The organism is Paenibacillus rhizoryzae (assembly GCF_059686995.1).
Genome location: NZ_JCAALT010000001.1, coordinates 524882 through 547489, shown reverse-complemented (window position 1 = coordinate 547489; position 22608 = coordinate 524882). Strand labels below are relative to the sequence as shown.

General features: G+C 50.7%; 20 protein-coding genes. 3 read left to right on the top strand and 17 right to left on the bottom strand.

Going from position 1 to position 22608, the window contains the following annotated elements:
* Positions 1–9: 9 nt before the first annotated feature.
* From gmk to AC6ESO_RS02385, 7 genes are all read right to left on the bottom strand, one after another.
* The gene (gene gmk, locus AC6ESO_RS02415) at positions 10–627 is read right to left on the bottom strand and encodes a guanylate kinase (RefSeq protein WP_494817193.1); all 618 of its coding nucleotides are present in this window, start codon (positions 625–627) and stop codon (positions 10–12) included.
* Between the two features lie 14 nt (positions 628–641).
* Positions 642–902: an extracellular matrix/biofilm regulator RemA gene (remA, locus tag AC6ESO_RS02410; RefSeq protein ID WP_020615370.1), complete on the bottom strand. Its 261-nt coding sequence runs from the start codon at positions 900–902 to the stop codon at positions 642–644.
* Positions 903–1312: 410 nt separating this feature from the next.
* Positions 1313–3190 (bottom strand): bifunctional homocysteine S-methyltransferase/methylenetetrahydrofolate reductase, encoded by a 1878-nt coding sequence (locus tag AC6ESO_RS02405; RefSeq protein WP_497089997.1) that lies wholly within the window; start codon positions 3188–3190, stop codon positions 1313–1315.
* 32 nt (positions 3191–3222) lie between these two features.
* A complete protein-coding gene (gene dapF / locus AC6ESO_RS02400; RefSeq protein ID WP_497089996.1) occupies positions 3223–4053 on the bottom strand; it encodes a diaminopimelate epimerase in 831 nt (276 codons plus the stop codon).
* A 700-nt stretch (positions 4054–4753) separates the two neighbouring features.
* Complete coding sequence (locus tag AC6ESO_RS02395) at positions 4754–5455, bottom strand: class I SAM-dependent methyltransferase (protein ID WP_497089995.1); 702 nt, start codon at positions 5453–5455, stop codon at positions 4754–4756.
* A 58-nt stretch (positions 5456–5513) separates the two neighbouring features.
* A complete protein-coding gene (locus AC6ESO_RS02390) occupies positions 5514–6524 on the bottom strand; it encodes a MerR family transcriptional regulator (RefSeq protein WP_497089994.1) in 1011 nt (336 codons plus the stop codon).
* Positions 6525–6616: 92 nt separating this feature from the next.
* On the bottom strand, positions 6617–9409 hold the full coding sequence (locus tag AC6ESO_RS02385; RefSeq protein WP_497089993.1) for a calcium-translocating P-type ATPase, SERCA-type: 2793 nt from the start codon (positions 9407–9409) through the stop codon (positions 6617–6619).
* Positions 9410–9569: 160 nt separating this feature from the next.
* Here AC6ESO_RS02385 and AC6ESO_RS02380 point away from each other — a divergent pair, with 160 nt between their 5' ends.
* Positions 9570–11420 (top strand): Rqc2 family fibronectin-binding protein, encoded by a 1851-nt coding sequence (locus AC6ESO_RS02380; protein ID WP_497089992.1) that lies wholly within the window; start codon positions 9570–9572, stop codon positions 11418–11420.
* 77 nt (positions 11421–11497) lie between these two features.
* Here AC6ESO_RS02380 and AC6ESO_RS02375 read toward each other — a convergent pair whose 3' ends face one another.
* From AC6ESO_RS02375 to AC6ESO_RS02330, 10 genes are all read right to left on the bottom strand, one after another.
* Entirely contained in the window at positions 11498–12025 is a 528-nt protein-coding gene (locus AC6ESO_RS02375) for a MerR family transcriptional regulator (protein WP_497089991.1), read from the bottom strand.
* Positions 12026–12030: 5 nt separating this feature from the next.
* Positions 12031–12882, bottom strand: coding sequence for a PHP domain-containing protein (locus AC6ESO_RS02370; RefSeq protein ID WP_497089990.1), 852 nt, complete (start codon positions 12880–12882; stop codon positions 12031–12033).
* Positions 12873–13784, bottom strand: a complete 912-nt coding sequence (locus tag AC6ESO_RS02365) for a selenium metabolism-associated LysR family transcriptional regulator (RefSeq protein WP_494817184.1) — start codon at positions 13782–13784, stop codon at positions 12873–12875. Before AC6ESO_RS02365 ends, AC6ESO_RS02370 begins: the two co-directional genes overlap by 10 nt.
* Before the next feature lie 118 nt (positions 13785–13902).
* Positions 13903–14340, bottom strand: a complete 438-nt coding sequence (locus tag AC6ESO_RS02360) for a hypothetical protein (protein ID WP_497089989.1) — start codon at positions 14338–14340, stop codon at positions 13903–13905.
* Between the two features lie 177 nt (positions 14341–14517).
* Complete coding sequence (locus AC6ESO_RS02355; RefSeq protein WP_090635781.1) at positions 14518–14781, bottom strand: YlbG family protein; 264 nt, start codon at positions 14779–14781, stop codon at positions 14518–14520.
* A gap of 30 nt (positions 14782–14811) precedes the next feature.
* A complete protein-coding gene (locus AC6ESO_RS02350; RefSeq protein ID WP_494817182.1) occupies positions 14812–15303 on the bottom strand; it encodes a YlbF family regulator in 492 nt (163 codons plus the stop codon).
* A 94-nt stretch (positions 15304–15397) separates the two neighbouring features.
* Positions 15398–17200 carry a hypothetical protein gene (locus AC6ESO_RS02345; RefSeq protein ID WP_497089988.1) on the bottom strand — a complete coding sequence of 601 codons (1803 nt, stop codon included), beginning with the start codon at positions 17198–17200 and terminating at the stop codon, positions 15398–15400.
* Positions 17197–18933 carry a DNA repair helicase XPB gene (locus AC6ESO_RS02340; RefSeq protein ID WP_497089987.1) on the bottom strand — a complete coding sequence of 579 codons (1737 nt, stop codon included), beginning with the start codon at positions 18931–18933 and terminating at the stop codon, positions 17197–17199. The genes AC6ESO_RS02345 and AC6ESO_RS02340 overlap by 4 nt, the downstream gene beginning before the upstream one ends.
* A gap of 136 nt (positions 18934–19069) precedes the next feature.
* Positions 19070–19516 carry a CBS domain-containing protein gene (locus AC6ESO_RS02335; protein WP_497089986.1) on the bottom strand — a complete coding sequence of 149 codons (447 nt, stop codon included), beginning with the start codon at positions 19514–19516 and terminating at the stop codon, positions 19070–19072.
* 85 nt (positions 19517–19601) lie between these two features.
* A complete protein-coding gene (locus tag AC6ESO_RS02330; RefSeq protein WP_497089985.1) occupies positions 19602–20813 on the bottom strand; it encodes an amidohydrolase in 1212 nt (403 codons plus the stop codon).
* 219 nt (positions 20814–21032) lie between these two features.
* Between AC6ESO_RS02330 and AC6ESO_RS02325 the strand changes: the two genes are divergently transcribed.
* Both AC6ESO_RS02325 and ftsW read left to right on the top strand, forming a co-directional pair.
* Positions 21033–21377: a YugN family protein gene (locus tag AC6ESO_RS02325; RefSeq protein WP_494817178.1), complete on the top strand. Its 345-nt coding sequence runs from the start codon at positions 21033–21035 to the stop codon at positions 21375–21377.
* Positions 21378–21383: 6 nt separating this feature from the next.
* Positions 21384–22574 (top strand): putative lipid II flippase FtsW, encoded by a 1191-nt coding sequence (gene ftsW / locus AC6ESO_RS02320; RefSeq protein WP_497089984.1) that lies wholly within the window; start codon positions 21384–21386, stop codon positions 22572–22574.
* Positions 22575–22608: the final 34 nt, after the last annotated feature.

Genomic DNA, 22608 nt, shown 5'->3' with positions numbered 1-22608 from the left:
TCACTCATGCTAGGCTTTCTCGGAAGCTTCTTTCACTTCCTCAAGCTCTGCGATAAATCGGTCACGACGGCAATGCTCTGCTACGATGATGCTCTGTATGCGATGACACGCAGCGTCAATCTGATCATTCACGACTGCATAATCGTAATAATGAATAAGATTCATTTCTTCCACCGCTACGGTCATGCGATGGTCAATAATATCGGCATTCTCTGTTCCGCGTCCGGTAATGCGCTGTTTGAGCACATCAAGAGAAGGCGGCACCAAGAAAATAAAGACACCCTGTGGAAACTTCTCTTTGACTTTTAACGCGCCTTGCACTTCAATTTCAAGAATGATATCTTTGCCCGAAGCAAGTGTACGCTCAACAAAATCACGCGGCGTGCCGTAGTAATTACCGACATATTCCGCATACTCCAGAAGCGCATCCTTCGCGATCATATCTTGAAACTGTTCTCTTGATTTAAAAAAATAATTAATGCCGTCGATCTCACCTTGACGAGGTGAGCGTGTGGTTGCCGATACGGAATAAATGAGGTCACCCTGCTTATGCCGAAGTTCGGAACAAACCGTTCCCTTGCCTACGCCCGATGGGCCGGATAATACGATTAACAATCCTCTGTTCATAATACTCCCCGTCACTATTCGTCGTGATCGTCATCCTTAGTCGACAGCCGATGCGCAACCGTCTCCGGTTGTACGGCCGAAAGAATAACGTGATCGCTGTCCGTAATAATAACAGCGCGTGTGCGGCGTCCATATGTTGCATCAATAAGCATATGACGGTCGCGTGCTTCTTGGATAATCCGTTTAATCGGTGCCGATTCCGGGCTTACAATCGAGATGATTCGATTGGCGGAAACGATATTTCCGAAACCGATATTAATGAGCTTAATGGCCATTTCTGTTCCCCTCCGGTATCTCCCGTGCATGATCATGCAATTGAACACGATGTATAGATAAGCGCAAGAATGATGGAGTCGAATCTTCTGCCGGAACCTTCATGATTGATGACAGAATATTGCATTATTCTTGACGAAAAATGTCCGGAGCATACGTTCGGCCAGCCGATTGCTTACAAGATGTGTACCGATAGTCAGGTCCCCTATTCTATCGCATCCGAAGCGGCATGGCAAGTGCATCCATTGACTATTCTAATTCATTTTTACAATACGAACAAGTATTATTGCATAAACACAAGAAGAAACAGCCGGCGCCGTTCATAAACGATGCAGTACGTTTCTTCTTTCAGAATATTCAGTGCCGGACGAGCTTGGTCGGGATCCGGTCTGAAATATGGAGAAAAACGGGATTAACCCGTTTTTCCATTCGTTTTTCGCCAAACATAATCTGTCAGCTGCACCGTCATTTCATAGAACATAAACGGTGTGATCAGATAAATGCCCTTGAAGTATTCCAATGCTGTATCCAGTAATTCCTCCGCGATTCGAACGCCTTCCGCACGTCCTTCTTCGCCTTCCAAACCGGCCATCCGTTTGCGAACGTCATCCGACAGCTGAATTCCCGGTACTTCATTGTGCAAATATTCGGCGTTACGCCCGCTTGCAAGCGGCATGATGCCGATGAAGATCGGAACCGACAAATGCTTCGTTGCTTCCGCAATGCGTACGATCAGTTCTTTATCATATACCGGCTGCGTCATGATGTAATCTGCGCCGGAATCTATCTTCTTCTCCAGACGCGCAATCGCCTTGTCCAAATATTTGACATTCGGATTAAAAGCGGTGCCTGTAATAAAGTTTGCTTTCTGCTTAAGCGGTTTGCCCGAGAATGCAACGCCCTCATTCAACTGCTTGATCATGCGGATCATTTCGAATGATGTCAGATCATATACAGAGCTGGAATCCGGCAAATCGCCGAAACGAGCCGGGTCGCCTGTCACGGCAAGGACATGGTCGATGCCGAGTGCATCTAACCCCATCATATGCGACTGGGTACCGATCAAGTTACGATCTCGGCAAGCGATGTGCACAAGGGGGCGAATGCCGACTTGATGCTGTACTAGAGACGCCAGCGCAATGTTGCTCATCCGCGTGACCGCTAATGAATTGTCCGCCATGGTCACGGCATCCGCTTTAATTTCCTTCAGCGCTTTCGCACCATCCATAAACTTCTGAATGTTTAAATCCCTCGGCGGATCAAGCTCCACGATTACGGTATGGCGCTCTTTTACCAAATCTACAATCGTTGGTTCCGCTTGTTTGGGGCTGTTTTCTGTTCGTACCGGTTGCGGCGCCGAATGCACGACGATACGCTCCTGCTGAACGGGCAGCTGCTGCGCATCCAGCTGAACCGGTTGCGGCGTGTACCCTTCCAGCGATTTTGCAATGGCCGCGATATGCTCCGGTGTTGTTCCGCAGCAGCCGCCGATAATCCGAGTGCCGCGGTCCGCGAATTTACGAGCCGATTGCGCAAAGTACTCCGGCGTCGCCGAGAACATATATTTGCCGTCCACATAATCCGGAATACCTGCATTTGGAAAAACAGAGAGCGGCAATACGATGTCGCCCACGATTGAATCGATCGCACGCATGATGCCATTCGGGCCGCTTCTGCAGTTGAAGCCGACCACGTCCGCTCCTTCTTGCTTCAGGTTGTCGAACGCGACAGCAAGTGGTTGTCCGTCTTGGGTAACCGCTTCTTTCTCGACGGCAAACTGGCAAATGACCGGAATATCCGAGAGCTTGCGAGCGATACGAAGCGCCAGCAATGCTTCCTCCAAGTCATAGAACGTTTCCAGCAAAATGCCGTCAACACCTGCATCCAGCAGCGCACTCATCTGCTGATGAAACAGCTGCTCCAGCTCGGTTGCTGCGATGTTCTTGCGTTTGCCTGCACGTATCGAACCGACAGCGCCGACAACATAGGCATCGCTGCCCACTGCGTCTCTTGCAATCCGGACACCTGCACGATTGATCGCTTCAACTTCATTATCCAATCCATAATGAGAAAGGCTTGCCAGGTTCGCCGAGAATGTATTCGTCTCGATGACCCGTGCTCCCGCTTCATAATAACGACGGTGCACATCTGCGATAACCTCTGGACGCAATACATTAAATTCTTCGTATGAAACGCCGACAGGGAACCCCATCCCGTAGAGATAGGTTCCCATCGCGCCGTCCCCGGTCAAGATGCGCGCTTGTAGCGCTTCCCGTAAATCCGGTTTCATTTTCAAAACTCCTTCTTACTATCCTTTGATTCTTAGACCGTTCCGCGGAATACTTCTGCTGCAGGTCCGGTCATGTAGACATGGTTATTCTCTTCGTTCCATTCGATCAACAGGTCTCCGCCTTTCAGCGATACCGTTGCCGTGCGATCGGTGTACCCGTTCAACACGGACGCGACTACCGTTGCGCAAGCGCCGGTTCCGCATGCCAGGGTTGGACCTGCGCCGCGTTCCCATACACGCATATCCGTGAAGTCTTTCGAGCGAACCGTTACGAACTCCACGTTGATTTTGCGAGGGAACATTGGATGCACTTCAAGCTTCGGTCCCCATGCAGCAAGATCAAAGTTAACTGCATCGTCCACATAAATCACACAGTGCGGGTTGCCCATCGATACGGCCGTGAATTTGAACTCGCGTCCATCCACTTCGATCGATTGATTGATGACCGGATTGGCATCAATGGTTGTTGGCACTTTCAAGCCTTCGAGAATCGGTTGTCCCATGTTGACGCGCACCAGTACGGCTTTGCCGTTCTCGACTGTCAATTGCACTTCTTGCACACCTGCACCAAGCGTTTCAATGGTCAGCGTTTCTTTATTTGTTAAGCCGTTATCATACACGTATTTCGCTACGCAGCGGATCGCATTGCCGCATTGCTCTGCTTCGGAGCCATCGGAGTTCATGATGCGCATCCGGAAATCGGCATTCTCTGAAGGTAAAATATAAACAAGTCCGTCGGCACCTATGCCGAAAAAGCGATTGCAAAGCTGTTCTGCAAGTTCAGCTGCGTTATCCGGTAATTTCGTTTCTCCTTCGACAACAATAAAGTCATTGCCCAGTCCATGCATCTTCGTGAAATTCATCTACTCGCACTCCCTTTTGTCCGATCGAACTCAAATAAAATTTTTATATACTCCATTATAATTTATTTAGTGTACCTTAATCTTTGCATTATTGCATCACTTTGTTGCACTAAAAGGGCATCCCCCTAAATCCCCCTTCGAAAGGGGGACCCCGAGGACTCCCGCCCTCTGGACACCCGGAATGGGATAACGTTTGTGCCACACAGAAGCGCTCCCGGGTTCCATGCGTGCTCGTCCTCGCTTTCGTCCCATTCGGGACACGCCTTTACTTTAAGCGCCTACTATCCACCTGGTGTCCCTACGGGACCATCATAACGTGATCCGCCTTAGAGGCGCATTAGATCCGGTGCGTGCTAGGGTCGCTTTCGTCCCGTTCGGGACACGCTTTACTTTAGGCGCTGGGGGATGGATTGCCAGTGGTCGTCTTCGCCGACCAGGCAATCTGGGGCCGCCTGTTTCCTGGCGGAGAAGTTGGTTTGGGTGGATTGCCAGGCCTCTATGCGGCCTGGCAATCTTGGTGCCCGCGCTTAATAGCGGGCTGCCTGCGGCACTGAAATGAAGAAGGGAGTCGCTATTTTAGCGACTCCCTTCTTCCTCAAACAAACTCAACTGTACACTAACGCTAATCGCGTAACACCATTTAACCAAACCAACATTAACGCCAATCCCACAACTAATCTGCTCTACTCTTTTCTCAAAACTAATCAAACGTCTTCCACCACACGCCGGTCCACTCTTCGACGAGCGGACTGTTGTTGGCTTTTACTTGGGTGCTGAGCCATTCGCCGAAGAAGAAATCGGTTATCGCAACGGCGTCGGCGACGGATTCGAATCGATAATCGGTGCGGATCGCTTCGTGGTTGAAGCCGTATTCGTTTTCGAGTGCTGCGTAATAATCGGTCAAGAAGTCCGGTGGATTAGGGATCGAAGAGCCCGTGCCGAAGTTTTCGAAGATGATTAAAGTACCTCCGGGTTTCAAGACTCTGCCGATTTCGGCCATGATCACGGACAAATTCGACCTCCAGCTACGGTCTCCGCTGTTAGTGGAGTAACAGATGGTCCAGCCTGCCGTTACAAGGTCGGCACTATCATCCGCTAGAGGTAACTGATCGTGCTTAGCAACCTCGGTACGCCAGTTTGATAGTCCAAGAGCTGACAGTTTGCTCGAAGCCACTTCAAGCATGGCACCGGAGGCATCAGTTGCTGTAATGGTGGAAACAAGTGGAGCGAGCATCGTTGTTAATCGGCCTGTACCGGCACCGATATCGAGCGCGGCCACTTCGGACAAATTGGGTACGATTCGTTTGATGGTTTGCGGCAAATTGTGATTTACATCCTCGAACGAAACAAGCTGGTCATAGCGTTCCGCTTCACTTTGATAAATTTGATCATGGTCTGGCATGCGTTTCCCTCCTAATTTGTCTTTCCTCGCTAGCTTAAGGGTTTACGCAAGGTGAAGGTCAATGTTTGCGCACCGCGTAAACGACATGAATCCATGGATTCATTGCTTGCGATACGGTGATATAGTCATGATCTCTGAACCACTCGAGCAGTTCATGCCGATTCGTAGGATGCTTCGTGGTATCCGGCTTCGGACTCGAAATACCATCATACATGAGCCCAGCCAAACAAATTCTCCCGCACGGCGACAGCACGCGATCCATTTGATCCAGCGCGAGATGCTGCTGTTTTTCATTCAGATGATGCAGCGCAAAAGCCGACACAACAAATGCAAAATGCCTGTCCATGAACGGAAGCGCCAGCGCATTGCCAAGTTTAGCGGTCATCGCCGGAAATCTTGCCCTGCATTTGGCCAGCATTTCTTTGGATTGATCCAATGCCGACATATTAGCTCCAAGCATCAGCATCTTACCCGCTAGATTACCTGTTCCTGTTCCGATATCGAGCCCCTGCTCTCCTGACTTCGGAGATACCCACTGTACGATAAAATCCAGCGCCGATTCGTATTCAGCTTGAGATAATGCAGTTCCTGTCGACAGCATAGCTTCAGATCGATCGTAAATAGCCGCCAGCTGATCGAAGACCCATGTATCGAGCCAAGTAGCTTGACTATGCTGAATCAGTTTCAGCTCTTCCGTTAATTGAAACAAATCTTCCGTGTCCAACTGCTGCTTCTGCTCGCACCTTGCAATCAGCTCGTCGAGCATGCCGATCGCATATTTCCACTCCACCCATTTTGAAGTCATTGCCATGCGCTGCAATTCAAGATAGTGATGAACGGTGACAGAATCCCCTTGATCCAGTCTTAACATAAGTGCTTTGATCTGTTCAATGCTAAGTCCCAGTTCGCGCAAGGACGAGATCGTTTGTAGTCGCCACGCTTCGCTTTCGGAATAATAACGGTAGCCGTTCTCTTGCCCGCGTTCCGGTTTAAGCAGACCCTTCGATTCATATAATCGTATCGCCCGCGGTGTTATATTCAGCTGTTTGGCCAAGTCGTTGATTTTCATCCTCCGCCTCCTGCACCAAGTATAAACTATAACCTTAGGGGAAGGTTAACCGCAAAAAAAGAAACCGGCGGCATATCCACCGGTTCCTTCGCTTATCTAGTAACTGATTTAGGCCCGCTAAGCGGCCAATTCGATTTTTTCTTCTTCTCGGTTGTGCCGAGTACGCTGCCGATGCCCATCATGAAGGTCGGAATGCCCGCTGCCACAATGACGAGGCACCAATCGCGGAAACCAAGCGGAACGGTCTTGAAGATCGGCTGCAGCGCTTCGATATAGAGCACGCCGAGCATAAGCAGAACGGACGACAGCACCGCTAACAATAAGGATTTATTTTGCAAAATATTGCGGTGGAAGATCGAACGGGAGCTGCGGCAGTCAAATACATGAATCAACTGTGCCATAACGAGTGTGGCAAATGCGACTGTCTGTGCATGGATCAGATTAGCAGGATCTTTAGGCGCAATTCGGAGCGTGATCCAGAAAGCGGCTAACGTGCAAACCCCGATTAGAATACCTCGACTTATGATTTTCCAGCCCAACCGCCTTGCAAAAATATTCTCTTTCGCCGAACGCGGCTTCTGCTGCATGAGATCCTTCTCCGCTTGGTCGACGCCCAGCGCCATCGCCGGTAATCCATCTGTAACCAGGTTGACCCAGAGAATTTGAATCGGCACGAGCGGGAGAGGAAGTCCGGCCATCATAGCCAGGAACATCGTCAAAATTTCGCCTACGTTGGATGCCAGCAAATAGCGGATAAATTTGCGGATATTCTCATAGATACCGCGGCCTTCTTCGATCGCTGCCACGATACTGCTGAAATTATCATCGCTGAGCACAAGTGACGCTGCTTCCTTCGATACGTCCGTTCCGGTGATGCCCATTGCAATCCCGATATCCGCGGCTTTAATAGCAGGTGCATCGTTGACACCGTCGCCTGTCATGGCGACGACATGGCCCTTGCGCTGCAGCGCTTTTACGATACGAAGTTTATGCTCCGGAGACACCCTCGCATAGACATAAATGTTGTCGATCAGACGATCCAGCTGCTCTTCGCTCATTCCGTTCAATTGCTGTCCGCTGATCGCCAGACCGCCTCTTGGCATAATGCCAAGCTGGCCGGCAATCGCTTCTGCAGTAAGCTGATGATCGCCCGTGATCATCACGGTCTTGATTCCTGCACGGCGGCAGTTCGCAATCGATTCGCGAACTTCGCGGCGCGGCGGATCGATCATACCCGAGAGACCTACGAAGATCAGTTGGTTCTCCACATCGGCTTCATCTTCTGCCGCATCATGCGATCGCAAATCCCGGTAAGCGAACCCTAACACACGCAGCGCAGCTTGCGCCATGTCTTCGCTTGCATTGTTTACTTTTTGCTTCAACGTTGCTGTAAACGGAACGACTTTGCCGTCCCACAGAATGTATGAACATTGCTCCATCAGCACGTCAGGCGCCCCTTTGGTACATACAAGGCGGCCGCCTTGGTGGCTGACGAGCACGGACATCCGTTTACGATCCGAGTCAAACGGGAATTCCTTTACCCGCTGATACAGTCCGTCAAGTGACTTTAATGTGACTCCGAGCTTGGCTGCAAGGACTGTCAAAGCCCCTTCTGTCGGGTCGCCCTTAAGCACCCATTCATCCTGAACGAAGGTTGTTTTGGACTTCTTCCGTTTCGCCTCCTGCTCGTCGTCAATACGAGTGACAGTGGCGTTGTTGCACAAGGCCGCGATTTGCAGCAGCCTGCGCAGCGGTTGATGCTGCTTAAGATCGACTGCTTTGCCGCCTTCGAAGCAAGAACCCATCGGTTCATAACCATCTCCGGTAACATCCATCCCTTGACCGCCGATCCACAGCTTCGTTACGGTCATTTTGTTCTGCGTCAGTGTACCCGTCTTGTCCGAACAAATAACAGACGCGCAGCCGAGGGTTTCCACGGAAGGCAGCTTTCGTACGATGGCGCGGCGCTTGATCATCCGCTGAACACCGAGTGCGAGTGCGATGGTTACGATTGCCGGCAACCCTTCCGGAATTGCGGCAACGGCCAAACTAACGCCCGCGAGGAACATTTCATAAGCAGGTTGTCCGTGCAAGATACCAGCAACAACCACCATTACGGTCAGCGCCAGTGCGACGACGATGAGGATTTTGCCGAGCTGCTCAAGACGATGCTGAAGCGGTGTTTCCATGGTCTCGGTCTGCTGAATGAGGTTAGCGATTTTGCCCATCTCGGTGTTCATGCCGGTTCGAACTACGATCCCTTTTGCCGTGCCGCGAGTAATCATCGTTCCCATAAATCCAAAGTTGCGCATGTCTCCGAGCGGGAGCTCCTCTGCCTTAATCGCCAAGCAGTGCTTGTTGACCGGAACGGATTCTCCCGTCAATGCAGACTCCTCCGCATAACAGCTGTTCGCCTCAATGAAGCGAATGTCAGCAGGAATACGATCTCCGCTTTCCAGCTCAACGAGGTCTCCCGGTACCAATTCACTTGCGGGCACGACGATAGACTCGCCTCCGCGCAAAGTCTTCGCCAGCGGTGCGGATAACGCCTTTAGTGCGCGAAGCGATTTCTCGGCTCTGAATTCCTGCACAAACCCCAGTATCGCATTGATGACAATGATGGCCACAATCGTGATCGCATCCAAATATTCGCCGAGCAAACCGGAAATCAACGTTGCCCCCATGAGCACTAGCACCATAAAATCTTTGAACTGACCGAGGAACAGCATAATCGGAGGAACCTTCTTCCCCTCCGTCAGCTCATTTCGACCGACTTCACGCAAACGTTCCGCTGCTACACTTGGTGCAAGACCGGTATCCAAAGAAGCTTGAAGCGCCTCAGCAAGCTCGCTTGTTTCCATCTGGTGCCACTTACCTTGTTCCATGCCCCGCCCTCCCTCCTGTTACTTGCCGCCTGACGGACAGCCTATATGGCCTAAATGTATTCGGACAAACTGCAAAATATCCCAGCTTAGGACTTAAGTTTTTGTCTCGAATATGGCATGATAGTGAAATGAAACAGAAACAAAGGGGATAAAGAGCATCATGGCATTGGATGGAATCGTTACTCGCGCCGTCACGCATGACCTGCAAACCTTAATCGGTGCGCGCATTTATAAAATACATCAGCCCACTTCACATGACCTGGTCTTGCAAATTCGAGGGAACGGTGCGCAGGGCAAGCTGCTGCTATCGGCAAACCCGACCTATCCGCGTGTCCACTGGACCGAGCAGTCCTATCTTAATCCGATGGAAGCGCCGATGTTCTGCATGCTGCTTCGCAAATATTGCGAAGGCGGCGTCATCGAAGCGGTGCGCCAGGTCGGAAACGAACGAATCATTCACCTTGATATCCGGCAGCGGGACGAACTTGGCGATACGTTCTACAAGCGGATCGTCATTGAGCTCATGGGGCGTCACAGCAATATCATTTTGCTCGACGTCGCATCGGAGACAATCCATGACGGCATTCACCATGTTACGCCTGCGATCAGCAGCTTCCGCGTCATCATGCCGGGTACTGCCTATGTAGCGCCTCCTGAACAAGGGAAGGAAGATCCGCTCGCCGTCACGGATGCTGATCGATTCACCCAGGCGCTGGTAAACGCGGCGGATACACTGCTTAACCCGCCGGTTCCTGATGAGGACAGCATTCACTTCGGTACGGCACCTAAGCCGCTTTCACCAAGCTCGCTGACTCCTGATAAGCTGCTTGTTGCTGCATTTAGCGGGATCAGTCCTTTACTAGCCAAAGAGCTTGTCTACCGCGCCTTGAACAGCAGCACGGTCCGCTTCAACGAGCCTACTGATGATGTGAAACTAACGGCGCAGCTGCTCTGGCCATCATTCCGAGCTATGATGCTGCAATTCGCCGAGCATCGGTATGAGCCGCAGCTAGTCACCTTGCCGCACAATGGCAAAGCCTCTTTCTCCGTTACTGCTCTATCGCATGTAACTGGTGAGAAGACGGATTATCCAAACGTAAGCGCCTTGCTCGAAGCATTCTACGGCGATAAAGCACTCCGCGATACCGTGAAGCAGCGTGTTTCGGATCTCATCCGCTTCCTCCAGAATGAGCGTAACAAGAATGAGAAGAAGCTGGAGAAGCTGGAAGAAACGCTGCGGGAAGCGAGCGAGGCGGATCATCTCCGCATTCTTGGCGAGCTCCTGACGACGAACCTGCATACCTTGAAACGCGGAGACAGTTCCATAGAAACGATCAACTATTACGAAGAAGAGCAGCCGATGATCACCATTCAGCTTGATCCGCAGCTCACGCCTTCCCAGAACGCTCAACGGTATTTCAAGAAATATACGAAGTATCGGAACAGCCTCACGATCGTTGCCGAACAGATGGAGCGCACACGCGAGGAAATTCAATATTTGGCTTCACTGCTCCAGCAGCTCGAAAGTGCATCGTTGTCGGATATCGACGAAATTCGTGACGAGCTTGCCGAGCAAGGGTACATGCGCGCTCGCGAGAAACGCGGTGCAAAGAAGAAGAAACCGAAACAGCCGGCGCTGTTATGCTATACATCATCCGAAGGTGTAGCCATCTATGTAGGCAAGAACAATACCCAGAATGACTTCTTGACCAACAAGACCGCAGCTCCGAATGACACCTGGCTGCATACCAAAGATATTCCGGGCTCCCATGTTGTCATTCGCGGAACAACCTTCAATGATCAAACTCTTGAAGAGGCCGCCATGCTCGCCGCTCATTTCAGCCAAGCCAAATCATCCAGCTCGGTGCCCGTGGACTATACGCTGATCCGCCATGTGAAGAAGCCTAGCGGAGCCAAGCCGGGGTACGTGATCTACGATCATCAGAAAACACTGTTTATCACGCCGGATGAGCAGCGCTTGAAAGAGCTGCCTTCCCACATCAAAGCGTAGACTGCTGAAGGACAAACAAAAGAGGGGTTATCTCACCAGCCGCATGTTCGCCGGCATGGCTCAGATAACCCCTTTTCTTATTCTCTTCCGATTCTGCTGGTCATTACAATTTCTCGTATATATTGACTGCCGAAGCAATCTTTGCAGTCGTATAATTCGCCACGCTCGAACTTCTCTCCGAGCTCAAGAAGCGCGGGCTTGATTACTTGTGAAAGCAGCTGTTCCATGGAATGAAGGGCTTTAACCTGCTTATACACCTGATCTGCGCCTCGCAAATCCACTTGTTCCAAGTAGTGCATAAGCACGTCGACAGGTCCTTCTCGTTCAGCTGCTGAATGGCCTCGGGCGAATTCCGTCTTCTCCTCCGAGCTGCTGCCCAGAAGCCGCTTCTGCTCCGCAACCGCCATGCCTATAGGTTTGCCTTCATCGACTCGGGACTTTAACCAACGAATGATTTCAATATCCTGCGCTGTATAACCGCGGTAGCCATTAGGCATACGCAGCGGGTTCACCGCCTCATATCTCTTCTCCCACTTCCTGATTAGCTGCGTAGACAGCCCTGTCAATAAGGAGACTTCTTTGATTGTATAAAGCCCGTCAATCATGGCATCTACCTCCGTGAAGGATTGAGTTGACCCAGTACGTCCATCGGGGCAGTTTTGCTTCCCATTTCGCCGTGAAATACGACGCCATGGCGTTCGCCGTGAAAATCGGAACCTCCGGTAACGATCAGATTATACTGAGCTGCCAACTTTAGATATCGCTCTTCATCTTCGGCCGTGTGATCCGGATGATAGACCTCGATTCCCTTTGCCCCTTGCTTAATGATCGACTCTACGAGCACATCATTTCCGTATATACCGGGATGCGCAATAACACTTGTTCCGCCTGCTTCTCGAATCCATGCCAACGCTTCAAAAGGATGCAGCCGCGGCGGGTTGGCATACGCTGCGCCGTCTTCGCCGAGATAACGGTCGAACGCCTCCTGCATCGAGCTGACATAAGCTTTGGCAACGAGTACGGCAGCGATATGAGGACGGCCGATCGAACCGCTGTCCTTCCCTTGCGCACGTGCCGCTTCCATGACTTCTTCCATCGTTATGGGGAGACCGAGTTCGCATAACTTGGCGATAATCATACTATTTCGCTGATCTCGCGTATTGCCTAACGATGCTAATTTCGTTTTCCATGCAGGCGTATCCCAGTTAATGTAATATCCCAGTATATGTATGTCGCGTCCTTCTGCGACAGTACTTATTTCTACGCCCGGCACTACCGTGACTCCCAGCCGCTCTCCCGCTTCCATTGCTTCCGCCAGTCCATCCACGGTGTCATGGTCCGTGATCGCAATAGCTCCAAGGCCGCGTGCCTTTGCCATTTCAACGTTGTCCGCCGGCCGCTGCATGCCGTCGGATGCCGTTGTATGCGTGTGCAAATCTGCACGAAGCTTCATTACAGCCATTGACGCAAGTCTCTTTCTCTCAAGAAGCTGAGGAAGGTTACCGCGGATATCGGCAGCAGCGCCGACTTCAAGAAGATTGAATAGAACTGCCGTTTAAAACGGACGTCCCGGATTGGAATCGCCTTGATTAAACCAAGCGCAACCTCGTGCTTGATCGAAGAGCTAGATACGAAAGAAATGCCAAGTCCCGCTTCAACGGCTGATTTTACCGCTCCGGTGCTGCCAAGCTCCATGACAATCTTCATCTCCGAGAGATCCATGTTCTTCACTCGAAGCTGCTCTTCCATGACCAGCCGAGTACCCGAGCCTTGTTCACGGAGGACGAACGGATAGCTCATCACTTCCTCCAGTTCGACGATCTTCGCATCTGCCAAAGGATGAGACTTGCCAACGATGAGCTGCAGCTCATCGCTCATTACCGCTTCCATATGCATGTCCGGATGGTTGACAGGCGCTTCAATCAAGCCGAAATTCAGCTGATGATTGACGATCTCTTCCATGATTTGCGCCGTATTCATCACTTTCATGCTAATGGAGATATGCGGATATTCCTGTCCAAACGGACCAAGCAGACGAGGCAAAATATATTCTCCGATCGTCAAGCTGGCACCAAGCTGCAGCCTTCCTTTGAGCTGTGTTGTGAATTTGGACATTTGGATGTCCGTGTCACGAATTAAATCAATGCTGCGCTGAGCGTAAGGCATTAGAGCACGCCCTGCTTCTGTCAATTCAATACGCTTAGTGGATCGTTGGAGCAGCTTCGTGCCGAAGTAGTCTTCCAGCGATTGCACCTGCATCGTCACCGCAGGTTGCGTCATATGCAGCGCTTGCGCTGCGGCAGAGAAGCTTCCGCGCTCTGCAACGGTATAGAAAATATGGAGTTGATGAAAATTGAGCGCCATGAAGGGCATCCCTTCCTTTCTGTTAACATTCATTATACAACAAACTATGGCAAAAACTCGCTTCCAAATTAAAAAGCATGAGCGCGAGCACCCATGCTTCTTCTATAATTGAGAAATATTATTTCCGTTTCCTACTATTTTTAATTAATGTCATTCTTCTGGAATGTCTGAGCCAAGAGTAGTATGATTTCAAATCACGTAGTTCAATAGTCTCAGACATTCGTCCGAGAAATGTGACTACTATCATCTTGTGCAGCGGGTTCCCCGCCAAATCGGTTTCTTTCTCCAGTACCGCAAATTCGGCAACGAATACGAGATCGTCGTCAATGAGGTACACATCCTGCTCGTTTCGGTAATAAGGCTCTATTCTTCCTTGTTTCAAGCATTGCCACATATAGTCCGCAATATCTTCAAAGCCGGTCTTCACGCTTTCCACGCGATCTGACCAACGGCTCTTGGCATGGTTCGTGATGACGATATCAGCCACTTTCTTGTCACCAAGTACGACGTGGAACGATTCATATGTGTTCCATCTATCCGTCATCTTGTCTTTCATCGCGATCCACCCCTCCTCCCCGGCAGTAGGCCTTATGATCTATATGTACTTTCCATTTAATTGTAGCATGCCTGTCACATTTTTCAATATTAAAATAAAGTCTCCCCAAAAATGTAATTTTATGGTTGTTTAAATATAGGAAAAAGCCCCAACTGCAATACCAGTCAGGGCCTCCTCTTACAAACTATAGAATCGTGTCTTATCCGGCACGCCTTGCGTATATTCGGTCTTAATTTCATTGCGGTATGAACGTTCGATTCGCTTCACGAAAGGCAGGCGCCCCATGTTGCGAACGACCTCGTCAGCGCGGTCTGCGTTCATGTACATGACAACATAGTGCATCTTGCGGGACATGTAATGCACTGTGCCGTATTTCTCCAGCGAACGGGCAGCCTTGAGATCACTTACCCATACAATATATCCGACGCGTTCCGAAAACATGCAAGCTCCCCCGTTTCTCCCTCTCTTTGCTTACCCGCAGCCCCCGCTGCCGCAGCTGCATGAACCGCCGCTGCCACAGCTGCCGCCGCCTTTCGGAAGCGGATCATTGCTCGGAACCTTAATCGTTTCCGATACTGAGCTTGCGATTTGCTTCGCAATATCGTGCAGCAGATCATCAACCTGCTGCTCGGCAGCTTTGAAACGGCTGACGCATTCAATCTCGTTCAATTGCCGCTGAATCGCTTCCACTTTATCTTTGGCAGCATTGAAATCCGGATGAAAACGTCCGAACCGCTCGCAATCGACAAACTGCTCTTTCGCTTTGTCAAATTGCTTGACGAGCAAGTGCACCTGCTCATCTTGATCTACTACTGTCTTCCAATATGCATATTCGGCAACTTCAGCCGATTGGTTTACCATATCGCCAATTTCGTAAGCGTTTAATAACAGCTGTCCCATATCAAGCGAGGAATGATCATTCATTTCAAGCTCTATAGGGTCTGATAATGGCATTGTTTGCATGATATCCGCCCCTTTATGAACACTTGGCTTGTGCCTAATTGTTATCATACCATACCAATCACCGAAAAAGGTAGAGGAAGGCCGTATCCCGGCGCTAAAAACTGCCAATATCCGTTGGCAAAACGAGCATCATTTCCTGCCACATCTCTGGCATAAGTTTGGCAGGCGCATAACTCTCCTCAAGAACAAAATGTCCCATGACGCTCCAGCGGCCATCCTCGTCTACAATACGTTCGGGAACAAACGGCTTAACAGCGCCTTCACAGCATAGTTTAACCGGAGTTCGCCAGCTTAAAGCCAGTTCCATCAGTTCCCTTCGTGTGGAGCTGTGATAGGCTCTAAACTGCTTCAGCCACATTGACGGCACATCCTCAATGCCAACGAACATGGCTTTTATAGGCTGTCTTTCGGTTAGCAGTTCGTACGCCTGCACGACATTGCCATTTTGAATAAGCGGCAGCGGCTCTATGTATTCGGTTAGCTTTAGAGCATCAACCGTAACGGTCTGGCTTTTCGGAATGATCCCAGGAGCATGGTCGAATGCTTGGACAATGACGGCTCGTACCGTTTCGGGAAGCGTTTCCCCGGAATGGGTCTCTAAGAAATCAATTACCCCTTCGCTCGTCGTATGAAGCAAGGCGTTCTGTTTGAAGCTGCGGGCATCCAGACGATACACGGCCATATGGTCGGTACGTTTCCGAGCCACTAGCCGTTCTATCTGCCAGATCGTACGATATGAGCAATCGCTGGGAACATAAACATCGCCATCCGGCGTAATTTGCACTTGTCCCTCATAGGTGTCTGTTCTCAGCCCTTCTGTGTCTTCATGCTGTAAAGTATGAGGAGGAATGCGCCAACGGAGTACCTTGTCGCCTTGCTCGTCCGTCGCTGTTTCCATCCACCCTAGCGCACCTAGCAAACGGCTCCATGCAGTAATGGCAGAGGATGGGAGCGGTTTTGCGATAGCAGCTTGACGAAGCATGTGCTGAGCATCCAAATCGGCAATTCGAAACCACCGGTAAGGCGGCAGCATGCACAGCAGCGCAATACCTGCTGCAGCCGAAGGGCTTCTTTCGGTGTAAGTGCCGATGATTTCTGTAAGGAGCTGCGTCTCCCTCAGCATGGGATCCCTTTCGAGCCAACTGCCCCATATGTCCTCTTGAAGTGCGTATGTATTCTGCAGTTCAATCAGCCACTGATTTTTCTTTGCGATATCAAGAAAAAAGGCCAGCTCCAGCGGATAAGGTTCCCCGAGTGCTGCAAGGGATAATTCTGCAACTGCATTGAGCTGGTTGCTTTGTATTGAAAGCTGCTCCGTGCATTTTATAATCGTGCGCTTCGTCAGTACGCCTTTGGCCGTTCGTTTCATCCCGGTGTTTACCAGCTCTGCCATCACATGCAAGCATTGGAGGCTTAGCGGCGGTGTATAACCGCTCTCTTCCATGGAAACGATATGCCAAGCTTCAACCTCTATCGGGACATGTATGATATCGGCTCTGCGTTTATGCTGCATGCTGATCATCGCCTCATACCAGATGAGGTATATGTCACCGGGAAGCAAATATTGCTTCTCTCCCCAGCCTTTGCGTACGGCAAAGAGAATACCGGCTTCCATGAGCTGAAGCAGTCCATAGCGCAGCTCCGCTCCCGCCACGCCGGGGCGAGCAGCAAGCAGCAGCTGTTCCTCGCTGAACGGCAACGGGCCGAATGCGCAGAGCACAACCTCTAAGGCAGTCGCAGCTTCCTTCGATAAAATCGACCATGCTAACTCAGAGTCGGTTCGGCTGGTCATGACTTCCGGCCATGTCCCAGCTTTACTCATGCGCCAAACCGGACAAGCGTTTATTTCTTCGATTTGCGCTCCAGTAAGCCGATCCATGATTTCTTGTACCTTCACAGCGCGGCCTCCCGAAGCTCTTGAATCGACTGCTCTGTATTATCTTGCAATGACAGTTCCAACTCCGACCATTCTTTAAGTGCATAGGTGTAGCCTTGTTCCAGCAAGAAGAGCTGCCTTCTGCTTGCATAATCAGTTTCCTTCGTGCCCTGGGAAACAACGGTATAGAACCATGCTTGGTTATCCCCGCGCTTCGGTCTTAATATTCGGCCAATCCGCTGAGCCTCTTCTTGACGCGAACCGTAACTTCCCGATACTTGGATCGCTACTGCGGCATCCGGTAGATCAACCGCAAAGTTCGCAACCTTCGATACGACAAGAACCGGAATGAGGCCGGCCTTGAACGCTTCATAAAGTGCAGCCCGTTTCTCATGCGGCAGCTCGCCGGTTAAGACCGGGGCTCCCAGCTCCTCAGCCAGATGGTGTAGTTGTGTCAAGTATTGTCCAATTACCAGAGCCGGCTTTCCTTCATGGAATTGAAGCAGCCGGCGAACAACTTCGATTTTGGCAGAGTTCTCACCTGCTATTCTCACCTTCTCCTTCTCGGTACCCGCAACATAACGTTGAATGTCCTCATGTGCGAGCGGCAATCGAATTTCAGTGCAAGATAACGAAGCAATCCACTGTCGCGACTCCAAGGTCTTCCAAGGCAAGTCAAAGCGCTTCGGACCAATTAACGAGAAGACATCCTCCTCATGACCGTCCTCTCGAACGAGCGTTGCCGTCAAACCAAGACGCCGCGTTGCCTGTAAGTCGGCTGTCATGCGAAATACCGGTGCAGGGAGCAAATGTACCTCATCATAGATGATCAGCCCCCAGTTCCGCTCTCCAAACAGTCTCATATTGCTGTATTCATCGCCCTTTTGCCTGCGGTTAGTCAGTATTTGATAAGTAGCAATCGTCACGGGGCGAACTTCTTTGGCAGATGCCGCATAGGTACCGATTTCCTGCTCGGTTAAGGTCGTTTTATCAAGGAGCTCCGTTTTCCATTGGTGAACCGACGTCACATTCGACGTCAGAATCAACGTGTCGCAGCGTAATCGTGCGAGCGCTGCAATACCGATGATCGTCTTTCCCGCACCGCAAGGCAGCACAAGCACCCCGCTTCCACCGTCCGCTTGACCCTCACGATAGAAGAGATTTACGGCTCGCTCTTGATAATCGCGCAAGTGAAACGATTTGCCGCTCGAGGCTTTCTCCCGAATCTCCACCTCGAGCGCTTCACCATGCCGATATCCGGCCAAATCCACTACCGGATACCCCAGACGAATGAGCTCTTGCTTCAGCAATCCTCTGGCTTCCAGTCGGACTTCTCGCTTCTCTTCGCTGCATGCAGGCAGAAGAAATGCAGCAATCGTCTTGTTTGCACTAAGCAGCTTCAGCAGTTCTTCCTCACCCAGGAGCAGCAGCTCCCCTTCTTTGGTTTGCTGCAGCATCAGCTTGCCGTAGCGGTCTGCCAGCTTTCGAATCCCGCTTGAAACCTGAAGCGGAATTTCATAGCAGCTCTGCTCGGATAGTACTTGAATCATGTCTTGTGGTGTCATCCCGGTGGAGGCTGCGTTCCAAAGCGACATCGGCGTGATCCGGTACGTATGTAGATGTCCGGGCCGTTTCACTAAATCGGCAAACCGGCTTAACTGCTCCCTGGCTGCTTCCGCATCCTGATGCCGTTCATCAAGAAGCACGGTAAAATCAGCCTGGACGCATAAGGGGCGAAGCTCGCGTTTATACATCCCATCATCTCCTTGACTCGCTCATTTTGCATGCATGTCGCCTAATGTTTCTACCCTCAGTATTTAAAGTTTCCGTCAGGATTATGCATACAAAAAAGCGATTCGGCGGTTAAACGCCAAATCGCTTCTTCAGTCATTAATGGATAATCGTTTGCTGCTCGTTAAGCATCTCCTGCGAGATGCTGCTCAAAGCATCGCCCGCCTCATCGACGAATATCTCTCGAACCGCCAAATCGCCTATGGCAACAATGCCGACCAAATTTCCGTCTTCGATTACAGGCAGCCGGCGAATTTGATGGGATGCCATCAGCTTGGCGGCTTCATCCACCGTCGTCATGGCATCGATCGTCACAACATCCTTCGTGATGACTTCCGCGACGGCAGTGGAACCCGAATGTTTCTCGGCGTAGCCACGTACAACCAAGTCGCGGTCCGTTACAACCCCGATCAATTTCTTCCCATCCACGATCGGGACAAAGCCAATATCATGATCCTTCATCAATACAGCTAGCTCATAAACATTATCAAGCAGTGTCGCTGTCACACAGTCGGTAGACATTAATTCCTTCACTTGTCGCGTCACGATTGCAGTTCCCTCCTTGATGAATCGCACGAACACGCTGCCGCATGCATGGACTTCAACACTAGGGTTGCCGTTTGTCGACTTTTTATGAATTAGAAATTGATGTTCCTTCCGCTTCTGCCGCATAGTCTTCCGCCATCGTAATCATTAGCTTCGCCGCTTTCAGCATCGCCCGCTCGTCCAGATCGAATTTCGGATGGTGATGCGGATAGGTAGCTCCACAAGCTTCGTTGCCTGCGCCGACGAACATGAAGCAGCCCGGAATTTCGCGCAAATAATAGGTGAAGTCTTCCCCAGCCATAATCAGCGGAGATTCCTGTACGCCATCAGCGCCAAACACTTCAGGTGCGACTTTGAAAAATCTTGCCGCTTCGTCCGCATCGTTCACAACCGGAGGATACCCATCCCGGTACTCCAGCTCCGCTGTAGCGCCATAAATGGCCGCTGTCTGCGTCACGATCGTTCTCAGCCTGCCCTGAATTAATGCTCGGACCTCATCGGTGAACGTACGTACCGTACCCGTCATCCGGCAGCGCTCCGCAATGACATTGGCCGTCGAACCGGCGTGGATCGAACCGATCGAAACAACGGCCGGATCAAGCGGGTTCACATTTCGGCTTACGATAGATTGTATCGCCTGCACAATCGCCGAAGCGACCACGACGGCATCCACGGTTTCATGCGGTAGACCGCCATGTCCGCCTTTGCCTGCGATATCGATATAAATTTCATCAGGCGCAGCCATGAACGGCCCCGGCTTCGTTGCTGATAAACCGTAAGGAAGCGGTGTCCACAGATGTACGCCATAGATCGCATCGACGCCTTCGAGCGCCCCGCCTGCGATCATCCCCATTGCGCCGCCGGGAGAAACCTCTTCGGCAGGCTGGAAGATCAATCTTCTCTCTCCTGCAAAATGTGCTTTATTTTCACTATAGAAACGGGCAATGGCAAGCATCGTTGCCGTATGCGCATCATGGCCGCATGCATGCATAACACCGGGTACTGTCGAAATGTACGCCGTCTGTTTCTCATCTTGAATCGGAAGCGCATCGATATCGGTTCGAAGCGCAATAACCGGTCCCGGCTTGTCGCCATAAATGGAAGCGACCAACCCATATCCTCCGCCGACTCTCGTCTTCACTTCGCAACCTATTCCCGCTAGCTGCTGCTCAATCCACCGTGCTGTTTCTTTCTCATGAAAAGATAATTCCGGATGTTGATGCAAATATCTGCGCCACTGTACCATATTCGGATAGACAGTTTGCAGCTGTGCCTCCATCTTGCCCGTTATACTCACGCTTACAAACCCCCTCGCTCACAATTGACTTATCCCCTATTGTACCAGAATGAGAGAGTGAACTGAAATTTGTTTTTTGGCGATTTTAGGGAACATTTTTCGTAAATATGTCACTTTTTGCGCCTTGTGGCTACTGGAGTTAGGCTTGCACTGGCCCATGAAAAATACTATCATGAATAAGAAGAAAACCTGTTCTGAAGCTTGAAGGAGGATCACCCAATGATTATTGAGAATACAGGCCTGAACGGCATGACTAGCGACCTCGCGCACCTTGACGAGTCGGCGGAGAAGCTTGGCTTTGTTCGCTGGCAATGGGAATATTACCGCGCTACGTACGACCTGAAGCTGGAAGACCGCACAAACCGTGAAGAATACTTCCTGCGCTTCAATGTCCGCGCAATTGAAGGTAAGCTGGAGTCCTCTCACGCTGTGCTGCAAGTGGAATCCGTTTATATCGGACGAGCTACGTTCCCGCATGGTCTAGACTATGAATCGCCTGTTCCACAGCCGATTCTAAATGCGGCAACTCAGCGTCTGCAAGAATTAAAGAAATTGCTTGCCTAGCTGGCTATGAAGCCACAATCGACGAAAACAAAGACAATCGGCCTGCGCGGCAGGCCGGATTTCTTGCTTCTGGTGCTCACGCTGCTGTTAGTCGGATTTGGTCTTGTTATGGTTTTCAGCGCAAGCTCCAACACGGCTGTAATTTCGAAAGCTTCGAATTTTGACGCCTTGTATTATACGAAACGACAGCTGATGTGGGCCGTCTTAGGAACGATCTCGATGTTCATCGTCATGAACATCCCTTATACCGTGTTCAAAAAAGGCTTCATCCTCTACTTCATCCCCGTTATGATTACGCTCATTCTGGTCCCTTTCATCGGCAAAGAATTAAACGGTGCGCAGAGCTGGCTCTACATTGGGCCGATCGGCATTCAGCCAACCGAATTCGTCAAGCTGGGTCTCATCCTTTATTTAGGCTCACTGATTGCCAAGAAAGGCGAGAAGTTTAGAGATTTCAAAAAAGGGCTTGTCCCGGTCTTCATCATTATCGGAATCATTTGCTTAATAATCATGATGCAGCCCGATTTAGGTGCTTGCATCGTCATCGGCGCATGCTCCCTAATTATTATTGTCGCCGGCGGCGCCAACTTGAAGCAATTGTTTCTCGCGGGGATTATTATCTGTTCCGTTGTCGCATCCTGGGCCAGTATTTCCATTATGAACGATCATGACAACTGGCAATACCGGATTAATCGCTTCACGGCATTTATGGACCCGACTTCGGATGAACAGAACAGTACCTTTCACTTATCGCGTTCTTTACAAGCGCTTGGGCACGGCGGGATTACCGGCGCAGGCTTCGGGCACAGCGTACAGAAACTTAAATATTTGCCTTATCCCTATAGTGACTTCATTTTCTCCATTATCGCCGAGGAATTCGGCTTTATCGGAAGCTTGCTCTTCTTGCTCTTCTATTTATTTTTCCTCTGGCGAGGGCTACTCGTTGCTGTTCGATGTCCGGATAGCTATGGCACCATCGTCGGGGTCGGGATCGTGGGATTGTTCGCTGTTCAGACACTCGTCAATATCGGCGGTGTAACAGGCGCTATACCGATTACAGGTGTAACCTTACCGTTTGTCAGCCACGGCGGCTCATCTCTCATTGTTTCGTTAATAAGCATGGGTGTCCTGCTCAGCATTTCGCGTGAGTATAATAAGCCGGAGAAGCAACAGCAACAGCAACACCGCAGTAGATAAATCAAAAAGGCATGCCCCGCTGGGGCATGCCTTT